The sequence below is a fragment of the bacterium genome (assembly GCA_040755795.1).
GTDB lineage: Bacteria > UBA9089 > CG2-30-40-21 > CG2-30-40-21 > SBAY01 > JBFLXS01.
In genome coordinates, this window is sequence record JBFLXS010000124.1 from 1 (window position 1) to 10,012 (window position 10,012).

At 36.6% G+C, this 10,012-nt stretch carries 13 protein-coding genes; 6 read left to right on the forward strand and 7 right to left on the reverse strand.

The features are described 5' to 3' along the window. Positions 1-222: 222 nt before the first annotated feature. Positions 223-387, reverse strand: a complete 165-nt coding sequence (locus AB1414_09455; GenBank protein ID MEW6607660.1) for a hypothetical protein — start codon at positions 385-387, stop codon at positions 223-225. A gap of 334 nt (positions 388-721) precedes the next feature. On the opposite strand from AB1414_09455, the gene AB1414_09460 reads away from it, so the two are divergent. The 6 genes from AB1414_09460 (at position 722) to AB1414_09485 (ending at position 6,156) form a co-directional block, all read left to right on the forward strand. Next, entirely contained in the window at positions 722-2,065 is a 1,344-nt protein-coding gene (locus AB1414_09460; GenBank protein MEW6607661.1) for a response regulator, read from the forward strand. Positions 2,066-2,421: 356 nt separating this feature from the next. Further along, positions 2,422-2,754: an STAS domain-containing protein gene (locus AB1414_09465; protein MEW6607662.1), complete on the forward strand. Its 333-nt coding sequence runs from the start codon at positions 2,422-2,424 to the stop codon at positions 2,752-2,754. 23 nt (positions 2,755-2,777) lie between these two features. Continuing rightward, a complete protein-coding gene (locus AB1414_09470) occupies positions 2,778-4,007 on the forward strand; it encodes an HD domain-containing phosphohydrolase (GenBank protein MEW6607663.1) in 1,230 nt (409 codons plus the stop codon). After that, the gene (gene amrS, locus AB1414_09475; GenBank protein MEW6607664.1) at positions 4,004-5,134 is read left to right on the forward strand and encodes an AmmeMemoRadiSam system radical SAM enzyme; all 1,131 of its coding nucleotides are present in this window, start codon (positions 4,004-4,006) and stop codon (positions 5,132-5,134) included. The genes AB1414_09470 and amrS overlap by 4 nt, the downstream gene beginning before the upstream one ends. Positions 5,135-5,436: 302 nt before the next feature. Then, positions 5,437-5,592, forward strand: a complete 156-nt coding sequence (locus tag AB1414_09480) for a hypothetical protein (protein MEW6607665.1) — start codon at positions 5,437-5,439, stop codon at positions 5,590-5,592. 54 nt (positions 5,593-5,646) lie between these two features. Continuing rightward, a complete protein-coding gene (locus AB1414_09485; protein ID MEW6607666.1) occupies positions 5,647-6,156 on the forward strand; it encodes a methyltransferase domain-containing protein in 510 nt (169 codons plus the stop codon). 310 nt (positions 6,157-6,466) lie between these two features. Here the strand turns inward: AB1414_09485 and AB1414_09490 are convergent, their stop codons facing one another. From AB1414_09490 to AB1414_09515, 6 genes are all read right to left on the reverse strand, one after another. Then, entirely contained in the window at positions 6,467-7,168 is a 702-nt protein-coding gene (locus AB1414_09490) for a DUF3108 domain-containing protein (GenBank protein ID MEW6607667.1), read from the reverse strand. A 3-nt stretch (positions 7,169-7,171) separates the two neighbouring features. Then, complete coding sequence (locus tag AB1414_09495) at positions 7,172-7,906, reverse strand: metallophosphoesterase family protein (GenBank protein ID MEW6607668.1); 735 nt, start codon at positions 7,904-7,906, stop codon at positions 7,172-7,174. 142 nt (positions 7,907-8,048) lie between these two features. Continuing rightward, positions 8,049-8,420, reverse strand: a complete 372-nt coding sequence (locus AB1414_09500; protein MEW6607669.1) for a four helix bundle protein — start codon at positions 8,418-8,420, stop codon at positions 8,049-8,051. Positions 8,421-8,688: 268 nt separating this feature from the next. Continuing rightward, a complete protein-coding gene (locus AB1414_09505; GenBank protein MEW6607670.1) occupies positions 8,689-8,976 on the reverse strand; it encodes a hypothetical protein in 288 nt (95 codons plus the stop codon). Between the two features lie 86 nt (positions 8,977-9,062). Next, positions 9,063-9,332, reverse strand: a complete 270-nt coding sequence (locus AB1414_09510; GenBank protein MEW6607671.1) for a DNA polymerase III subunit beta — start codon at positions 9,330-9,332, stop codon at positions 9,063-9,065. 148 nt (positions 9,333-9,480) lie between these two features. Then, positions 9,481-9,831, reverse strand: a complete 351-nt coding sequence (locus AB1414_09515; protein MEW6607672.1) for a four helix bundle protein — start codon at positions 9,829-9,831, stop codon at positions 9,481-9,483. Positions 9,832-10,012 lie beyond the last annotated feature (181 nt).

Sequence of the window (10,012 nt, forward strand, 5' to 3'; positions counted from 1 at the left end):
TCAACACGACACCAGGATTAATGTCTGAAGGGTGGAGCAAGAAAAAGTTTGAGCCATTTCTCCAATTCTCCCTTTTCCCCATTTCTCCTTGTTTACACTTCTAATGTATAGCCCTGAACGGTTACAATAAACATATCGCTCCTACGGAGCTAATTTGATGTTGAGACGATAAATCTATAAACATCTCGCCTTTACAGGGCTGAATATATTTTCTAAACTCCGTTAGGAGTGATATATTTGTAGACTATCGTAACCGTTCAGGCTATATATCAAAAGTGTAAGAAAGGGGATAAGGAGATAAGAGTGATATGGAGATAAGATAATAGAAATAGATTGAAATTTATAGAAATAGGTAGAAATTGATTGTGGAAAACAACAAATTTCCATAAATTTCTATTAGTTTCTATTAATTTCAATTTTTTTAATAATATCTCCTTAATCTCCATATTTCCTTTTGTTACACCACCTGAACGCTTACATATTTTCGTGCAAAAGTTTGTTGACAATTAATTTCCTTTTTGATATAATTATTTTCAGAGAGAGGGTGAAAAGTTGCATAGACCCCGATAAAAAGCATATCATCTTAATGACAATATAGAATTCCTTCAAAATATAATACACATTTTTAACAAGCATGCAAAATATCTGCTGTAATGAATACATCAGGGGGTAGAGATAGTTGACCATTATTAAGGTGTTAGTAATTGAGAGGTAATTAAAAATGCCACAAAAGATATTAATTGTTGATGATGACCAAACAATTCGGAAAATAGGTGAGTATAATCTAAAAAAAGCAGGTTATGAAGTAATCACTGCCAACAATGGCGAGGAAGCAATAAGAAAGATTGAGACCGAAAAACCTGACCTGGTAATCCTGGATCTGATGATGCCTGTTATGGATGGATATGAGGTTTGTCAAAAGATTAAGGAAGATTGGTTAAGAAGTCATATCCCGATTATCATCTTATCGATTAAGAAGGATGTGGATGATAAAGTAAAAGGGTTAAGGGTTGGTGCAGATGACTACCTGGCAAAGCCTTTTGATCCGCAGGAGTTGTTGGTAAGGGTAGAGGCAAATCTGCGCCGCATTAAACGGGATATGCAAGCTAACCCATTAACAGGTTTACCAGGAAATGTTCCGATTAATAACAAAATTACTGAGGTAATAAAACAAGGAAGAAGTTTTTGTATCCTTTATATTGACCTGGATTACTTTAAGGCATTTAATGATACCTATGGCTATGAGCGGGGAGATGAGGTTATCCAATTTACCTCGCAGACGATTATTCAAACCATAAGAGAATTGGGAAATTCAACAGATTTTGTAGGTCATATAGGTGGTGATGATTTTGTTGTCCTGACTACACCGACTAAGGTTGATTCTATCTGTAACGAAATTATTAAAGCATTTGACATTGGTATTCTCAATTTCTATGACGAAGAAGATAGGGAAAGAGGTTTTCTTCTTTGTCCAGACCGTAAAGGACAACCCAATAAATTTCCATTAATCTCTATCTCGATTGCCTGTGTAACTAATGAGCAGAACAAATTTACGCATCTGGGTGAGATAAGTGCCGCGGCGGCTGAAATGAAAAAATACGCTAAATCTATCGCCGGTAGTAGCTATGTTAAAGATAGAAGAAAAATGTTAAATTTCAAGACTACGGCTAAATTGGAAAATTTACCTTTGATGAGTAACTTTATTTATCAAGCAACACAAAAATTTGGGCTGGATAAGGATACAGGATTTGATATTCAAGTTGCTGTTGAAGAGGCGTGTGAAAATATAGTTGAACATAGCTACCCAAAAGGTAGTGAAGGCTCTATTGAGATTAATTGTGAATACAAAGATAATAATTTTATCGTTAAAATCAAGGATTATGGTCAATCATTTGACCCAAATACCATTCCTGAACCAAATTTAGAGGCTAAATTAGAAGACCGAACTACAGGTGGATTAGGTATCTACTTTATGAAAAAATTGATGGATGAAATCAATTACTATTTTGACCCGAAAGAAGGCAATGAACTGGTAATGGTCAAAAGATTAAATGCAAAAAGGTAATCGGTAACCGTTCACCGCAGAGACACAGAGACGCAGAGAAGAAAATTAAAATTTATGGACGATAGGCTTAACATCCCTGATTTTCATCAGTGCAATCTCTTGAGTCCAACAACATTAAACTTGCCCTGATGAAAATCAGGGATGGATTAACAAATCTGGCTTGCCGGCTGAACATTCGGCAAGCATGTCCTATGTATTTCAATGGCTACACCAATAATCTTTTCTGTTATCTGATTTATTTCCATATCTTCTCTGTAAACTCTTGCGTCTCTGCGGTAAAGGATTACCTGAACGGTTGCGGTAATCGATTATGGGTAATACCGATTACCAATTACGAACTACAAGGAGGAAAAGATATGAAGGTAGAAATTAAGGAAATTGAAGGAATTACCGTAATGAATCTTACTGGTCGAATAGATGCCGCTACGGCTCCACAATTAGAAGAAGAATGGCATAACATTATGACACAGGAAAAGAACAAGGTGGTCATTAACTTTAAAAGGGTTGATTATATCTCCAGCGGCGGATTACGGGTGCTATTACTTGCGGCTAAAGAGATGAAAGCTCGAGATGGAATTTTAAGGTTTTGTCATTTAGACCCCAATGTCTATAAAATCTTCAAATTGGCGGGCTTTACCTCTATCTTTAATATCTACGAGACAGAAGAAGAGGCAGTCCGGGATATTTAGTGTTCTGGTAAGGAAATTGAGAGATGATAGAAATTAAGGATATTATTCAAGCCGTTGAATCTATCATTGAAGGAAAGACTAATTCAATTAATCTTTCGGCTCAAGGTGAGGCAGGAGAACTAATCTGTGCTTTAAATAAAATGCTTTCTTCATTGCAAACAAAAAATATCGAAGTTGAGGAAAGATTAAATGAAAAACTCCTTTCCTTGTATGAGTTAAATTACGCCACTAAGATGATAAGTTTCACTATGGAGATGAAGGAATTATTGGACATCTCCATTGATATGATTACTGATTTAGCTCGGGTAGAGAAGGCTTCGATTATGCTGATTAATTCCAGGAACCGAGAATTGGTAGTAGAGATTGTTAAAGAAAGCGGAAAGATTATCTATCCAGAAACAATTTTAAGACCACCACACCAAATCCTTTCTGAAGTTATTAATGAAGGCAAGATTTATCTTTCCCAGGAGCAGTTTGAAGATTTAGGGGATGGATTAATTAATGAGATAACTTCTTTCCTTTCTTTTCCCATAATGGGCAAGGAACAAGTCTTAGGGGTAGCTAATCTTTATAATTGTCTAAACAAGAAGGAATTCAGCCATGATGAGATGAATCTAATCTCTACTTTAATCTCCCAGGTGGGTATTTCTATAGAAAATGCCCGGTTATTTATCAGGATAAAAGAACTCTTCTGGGATACTGTGAAGGCTTTAGCCTCAACCATAGATGCCAAAGACCCATATACTTATGGTCATTCGGAAAGGGTAGCAGAATATTCAGTAGAGATTGCTAAAAGATTAGGATGGAGTGTGCAAGAACAAGAGGAGGTGCAATTAGCCGGGCTTTTACATGATATTGGAAAAATTGGCATACCAGATGATATTCTTCACAAACCCGGTGGTCTGGATGACAAAGAATTCGAAAAGATAAAGCTCCATCCCCTCAAAGGTAGCAAAATTATGGAGCATATCAGTCAACTGGAAAAAGTCCTTCCCGGGATGAAACATCATCACGAACGATTCTCTGGAGGGGGTTATCCAGATAATTTAAAGGGTGATGAAGTTCCTTTAATCGGCAGGATAATCTGTGTGGCAGATGCCTATGATGCGATGACCTCAAATCGTGCCTATCGAAATAAAATGACTACTCAAGAGGCTTTATCGAGAATAAAAAATGCCTCAGGCACACAATTTGACCCGCAAGTTGTGGAGGCATTTTTGAAAGTAGTTGGGGGAGAGGGGGTTGTTATATGAAAGTAACACGGCGTGAATTTTTTAAAAAAATCTCAATATTAAGTTTAGCCTTAGCCAGTTGTCCTCTTTTGCCCAAAATTGGGTCTGGTGCAGAAATTTCAGGTAGAAAAGGCTACATTTCACCCCGGGAAGCACAAAATTATTTAGTATTAGAAGATGGTGTGGTGCAGTGTCAAAATTGTCCACGAAGGTGCACGCTTGGTCCGGGACAAAGGAGTTTTTGCAGGGTAAGAGAGAATCAAAATGGGAAATTAATGACGCTTGTCTATGGAAATCCGTGTGCGGTTCATATTGACCCAATTGAGAAAAAGCCTTTCTTCCATTTTTTGCCAGGAACATCAGTTTTTTCATTAGCCACGGCAGGTTGCAATTTACGATGTCAATTCTGTCAAAATTGGCAAATCTCACAAGCAACGCCTGAAGAAACAATAAATTTCCCTCTTAACCCGGAATTAATCGTTCAAGCAACATTATCGGAAAAATGTCCTTCGCTGGCATTTACTTATACCGAACCCAGTGTTTTTTTCGAGTATATGCTGGATACCTGTAAATTAGCCAGAAAACAAGGAATAATGACTACTTATCATTCAAATGGATTTATTAATCTCGTTCCATTGGAAGAACTATGTAAATATTTGAATGCGGCGTGTATTGACTTGAAGGGATTTACAAATGAATATTATCAACAGATGTCTTCAGCGTGGATTGCCCCGGTCAAAAATACCCTCAAAACCCTAAAAAAAAATAATATTCATCTCGAGATTGTAACTTTAGTTGTGCCAAATAAAAATGATGATTTAGAGATAAATGAAAAGATGTGTAAATGGATTAAAGAAGAATTAGGAGATGATGTCCCGTTACATTTTTCCCGTTTTTACCCACATTATAAATTAGAACATCTGCCGCCAACACCTGTCCACAAATTAGAAACCCTTCGCCAGGTAGCTTTTTCTGCAGGATTAAAATATGTCTATATTGGCAATGTCCCCGGTCATTCCGGAGAAAATACCCATTGTCCCAAATGTTCTAAAATAATAATAAAAAGGTTTGGGTTTAAAATCATTGAGAATAATCTTGCGGATGGCAAATGTAAATTCTGTAAGCAACCAATCTCTGGAAAATGGTAACCGTTCAGGATATAGCCACAGAGTCACAGAGAACACAGAGGGAATATAGCAGTTATTAGTCAAAATTTTACTCAGAGTGGATAAGGAAAAAATCCCAAATCCCAAGCACCAAATTCCACATACCAAAAAGCGAATTAGAGATTAGTGAATTATTTTAGCGAATTAGAGATTAGAGAATTAGAAATGGGAAGATGGCGAAGTCTTTTTATGATTTAAAGATATGGCAGATTCACTAATTCGCTAATTCGCTTAATTCGCTAATTCGCTATTTCACTAATTCGCTTAATTTACTAATTCACTAAATGGAATTTGGAATTTGTGATTTGGAATTTCATAGCCATATCTATGTCAAATTTCGATTAATAAATGCTATAATTCGTGTCCTTATGTGGCTAATTTCTCTAATTCTCTGTGAACTCTGTGCCTCTGTGGCTGAACGGTTACTAAAAATGGGGTGATTAAAGATTAATATAATCCAAAAACTAACTCTCAAACTAACAAAAAAAGACCGGATGGACCTGACGGAAATCTTCAGGATAAAAGCAGTGCTTCCTTTTGTAAGAGGAAGATTACTTGACATTGGTTGTGGTTATAATAATCTTGTTAAAAGATATAAGGGAGAAGGAGTAGGGGTTGATATTTTTGATTGGGGAGAAAGACCGAATTATGTTGTTGAACGAACTGATTGCTTACCATTCGAAGATGAAACATTCGATACCATAACTTTTCTTGCGTGTTTAAATCATATTCCGTATCGTGTATCAGTTTTGAAGGAAGCACGGCGGATATTGAAAAAGGATGGGAGAATAATTATAACAATGATAGCCCCGTTAATTGGAAAGATAGCACATTTGATAGAAATCAAGGATGAATTAATGAGAGGGGAAATACATCAAAATGAGAAACATGGCTTAAGTCTTCAGGACATTAAAGCAATCTTCAAAGAAGCAAATTTGATTATTGAAAAAACTAAATCATTTGAATTTGGTTTAAATAAAATTTATCTCTTAAAAAAACAGTAACTATTCAACCACTGATTAACACGGATTAGCACGGATAAATACAGAGGTCAGAAGATAGAGGTCAGAGGCGGGTTGTCCCCCGCTGGCGGGGGTTAGGGGGTGGAAATTTCCTACACTGGCAGAGAATCAATAAGGATAGAAGATAAAAGTCGGAAGGAGGAAAACCCTTTAGTCTTCAGCCTAATTACGGACACGGATTACGAATTTTCAGTGTTTCATCCGTGTCTATCTGTAGCTGAATAATTACAGATTTTGGACATACATCCATTATTTTTAACTTTTAACTTCCGCGGTAATGGGATAACTCCTGTTATTCCTTTTTTCCCAGATATGCCTTTAGTTGTCCTACCTCGGTTTTTATTTCAATCTTAACCGGAATATGTGTTTTATCTATTGTGAACCAGACGATAATATCCGTCCCAGCTATTACCTTTAAAGTTTTAAACCTTCCCGCCGGGGTAGAAACCATTTCTTCTTTTACTATATTTACTTTAATCTTTTCTACTTCATCTGAGGTTAATAAACTTAAAAGATATGAATTACCCACTTTCAAATCTTGATTTCGTAAATAATAAATTAAAGAAAGAAAATCTCTGGTATTTGGAAATATATCAATAGTTCGAGTTATATCCGTATGTTGACTGAAAACAACTGCCTTTTGATTTATGTGGTCAAATGTGGAGATATAATGTTTATGATATTTTTTGCGGTCAATATCCTTTATTGTCAGCACTGGAAGTAAAGTTGAGGTTTGAACCCAGCTATCTAATTGTTCAGATAGGTAGTAATAATGTGAAAAAAAAGGATTAGATTTAATTGTAGAGCGAAGATGATAAGTTTGCTGAGTATTTAACTCCTCGATTCCTATAACCTCATCTATTTGACTGCCTATTTTAAATCCAAATAGCCGAACCTCATAGGTAAGTTTGTCGTTTGTTCCAAATGGCAATTCATCAGCACATATCGTTGTTCTGAGAAAAATAAATATGATTATAAAAAATATCCTTCGCATTTTTTAATATCCCTCTGATAATCTATCAATCAGGAGTGTGGGTAAAACTTCTTTTCTCATCAGTTCTTGTGTTTTTCGGATAGCATAAGGAATTTTATGGATGGTGATTTCGTTAGTATTTGTATCCAATATGCCAAAACTTGCTCTCGGGTCACCATCTCTTGGTTGTCCTACTGCTCCAACATTAACGATTAATTTCTCATCAGACAAAATTCTAATTGTATCTGTATCACCAAGTCTAATAGAATAAATTGGGTAATCTTCTTTATAAACAAATAGGTGTGGATGATGGGTATGTCCTACTAATAAAAGATTACTCTTTTTTAATAACCTGAAGTTTTTAGCGGCTTCTTTAATCCCACTAATATACTCATCTGTATAATCATTTAAACTGCCATGAACCATAATAAAATCTTTTTCTTCGATGATTTCTGGTAATGAGGCTAAATATTCTTTATTCTCTTTAGTTAAAGTATCCATAGTCCAGATAATCGCTCTTTGGGCATATTCATTAAACCATGAGGTATCCTTCCAACCAATGCAGGCTAAATCATGATTACCAACAACCACCTTCAATCCTGAAAGATTTCTTATTTCCTCAAGGCACTCATTTGGAAGAGGTCCGTAACCAACAATATCTCCCAGACAGATTATTTGGTCAACATCTTTCAATTCATTAAGGACTACCTTTAAAGCCTCTAAATTACTATGAATATCCGAAATAATTCCATATTTCATAAAATTATTCCACCACCCGAGCCCCGAGTCCCGGACCCCGAGCCCCGTTTTCTTCGTCGCAATCCCTTATTCATCAGGTCGATTTGCAGAGAGCAGAAGGCAGAGAGCAGAGAGCAGAAGGCAGAGAGCAGAGAGCAGATTATTATTGGCAAAACTTCTCAGGTTGTTTCAACATTCCATTAAGCATCTTTCCAATTTCTTCATAGCCTTGAGTCCAATATTTGTAAATCTCCACATTGATATATTTACAACTTAAAGAAAAATCTATCCAAACCTGGGTCTCGCTACCTTCAGCATCAGCATCTGTCAATTTATTAGTGAAGTATTTGGGGTATCTTCTTTTTCTCCATGCTTCTGCTATAGATGTACAAACAGACCGTGATGAGCGTCGCATTTGGTCAATAAGTGAATACTTTTCTTCCTTAGGGAAACTTTTTGTTTGTTCAAATATTTCCATTGCTAATTGATATGCTAATTGATATACTTTCAAGTCTTTATAGCTTTCAATTCTCATTATATCATTTTGCTCCTTCCTTCTGCTCTCTGCCCTCTGCCCCCTGCCCTCTGCTCTCTACCCTCTTCCCTCTGCCTTCTGCCCTCTGCCCTCTGCTCTCTGCCCTCTGCCCTCTGCCCTCTGCCCCCTGCCCTCTGCTCTCTAAAAAAACAATCCCTTATTCATCAGGTATTAGATTCGATACGTCCCCAGTGTTTGCAAGTAATTAGAAAGCGTGGATTTGAATTTTAGAAATATATCTTCTATGTTTTTAATACCCTCTTGCATCCTATCCCATTCCAATTGAAAACCATATCCGTGATATACAACAATGTCTGAATTTGCGAAAAGGTGCAAAGGCTAAAGATAGAGAGTCATCAAACAAAACTGGTAAAGGGACATAGGAAGGTGCACAAAATCGTTTAAATAAGTCAGTATGCCAGTTACTACCAGTTGGCAATGGAATAGAATAAAAGTGACTAATTCGTTTGAGGATATTTTCTATACCTCCATAAAACTGAGCAAGAAAAGCACCCGCAGCGGTTTTTTCACGAACAGTTGGCTCCCTTTTAGATATATCATCGCGTAAAGATAAAAGTTCTCACAGAATTGACTCAATCAATTCAAGTTCAATGTTGATTTCTTCACGAAGTTCTTCATCTGTCATAGTAAAACCTTCCCTTTTGTTTCAATATACCTTGTAAACCGTGTTGGCGGACTTAATGGAACTATATCCAAAGGTGTTTCTAACTCCTCTTCAAGTTTTGCCGCCAATTCATAAATCTTCCATCCTGTTACTCCCTCACAAGCCAAATCAATATCTTTCGTCTCTAATGGCATTTCCAGCGCACTGCCAAAAAGAATCAATCGTGTAGCACCATATATTTTAGCCAAAGAGACTATCTTTTCAATTTGTCCTTGATTTATTGCCACCTTTATTACCTCCTTCTTTGCTCTCTGTATAAAGAAGAATAACAAATTTTTGAATAAATGTCAACGAAAATCGTGTCCGGGATTCGTGTCCGTGTCCGTTTACGGTCACGGGTCCCGGACACGGACACGATTTCCCGTGTCCGTTATTTTATTTCAAAGAACTATATAATCTTGTAAGCATCATACTTACTCTTTCATACGCTTCTCTCATCTCTTTAAAAGTGTTCTCATCTAAATATCCCAAATCTTTGGATAGCATAAGCTGATATTTCATCTCTCCGCAAGAACCTCTCGATATGCTGACGAAATGTCTATATTCATTCGTGCTAATGCGGTGGGCTCCCTCCATCAGATTCATACAAATTGATGCTGATGCTCTCTTCATTTGAGATGTTAACCCAAATCGTTCAACATCAGGGTAGTTTGTAGTAATTTGATAAATCTTCAGAGCCATCTCGTGAGCAAGTTTAAAAACATCTAAATCTTCTACTTTTTTCATATTTTCTCTCCTTTTACGGTCACGGGTCCCGGACACGGACACGACTTACGGGATAAGCCGTGTCCGTTATCCGTGTCCGTGTCCGTTATTTTATTTCAAAGAACTATATAATCTTGTAACTCGATGTTCAAGTTTTTTAAAGGTATAAAGATTTAACCGCAAAGAGCGCAAAGGAAGATTT

Coding starts and splice junctions, on each gene's coding strand:
- AB1414_09495 (MEW6607668.1), bottom strand. CDS start 7,906: ATGAAATATGGAATTATTTCGGATATTCATAGTAATTTAGAGGCTTTA.
- AB1414_09500 (MEW6607669.1), bottom strand. CDS start 8,420: ATGAGAATTGAAAGCTATAAAGACTTGAAAGTATATCAATTAGCATAT.
- AB1414_09485 (MEW6607666.1), top strand. CDS start 5,647: ATGGACCTGACGGAAATCTTCAGGATAAAAGCAGTGCTTCCTTTTGTA.
- AB1414_09455 (MEW6607660.1), bottom strand. CDS start 387: ATGGAAATTTGTTGTTTTCCACAATCAATTTCTACCTATTTCTATAAA.
- AB1414_09515 (MEW6607672.1), bottom strand. CDS start 9,831: ATGAAAAAAGTAGAAGATTTAGATGTTTTTAAACTTGCTCACGAGATG.
- AB1414_09465 (MEW6607662.1), top strand. CDS start 2,422: ATGAAGGTAGAAATTAAGGAAATTGAAGGAATTACCGTAATGAATCTT.
- AB1414_09490 (MEW6607667.1), bottom strand. CDS start 7,168: ATGCGAAGGATATTTTTTATAATCATATTTATTTTTCTCAGAACAACG.
- AB1414_09480 (MEW6607665.1), top strand. CDS start 5,437: ATGGAATTTGGAATTTGTGATTTGGAATTTCATAGCCATATCTATGTC.
- AB1414_09470 (MEW6607663.1), top strand. CDS start 2,778: ATGATAGAAATTAAGGATATTATTCAAGCCGTTGAATCTATCATTGAA.
- amrS (MEW6607664.1), top strand. CDS start 4,004: ATGAAAGTAACACGGCGTGAATTTTTTAAAAAAATCTCAATATTAAGT.
- AB1414_09460 (MEW6607661.1), top strand. CDS start 722: ATGCCACAAAAGATATTAATTGTTGATGATGACCAAACAATTCGGAAA.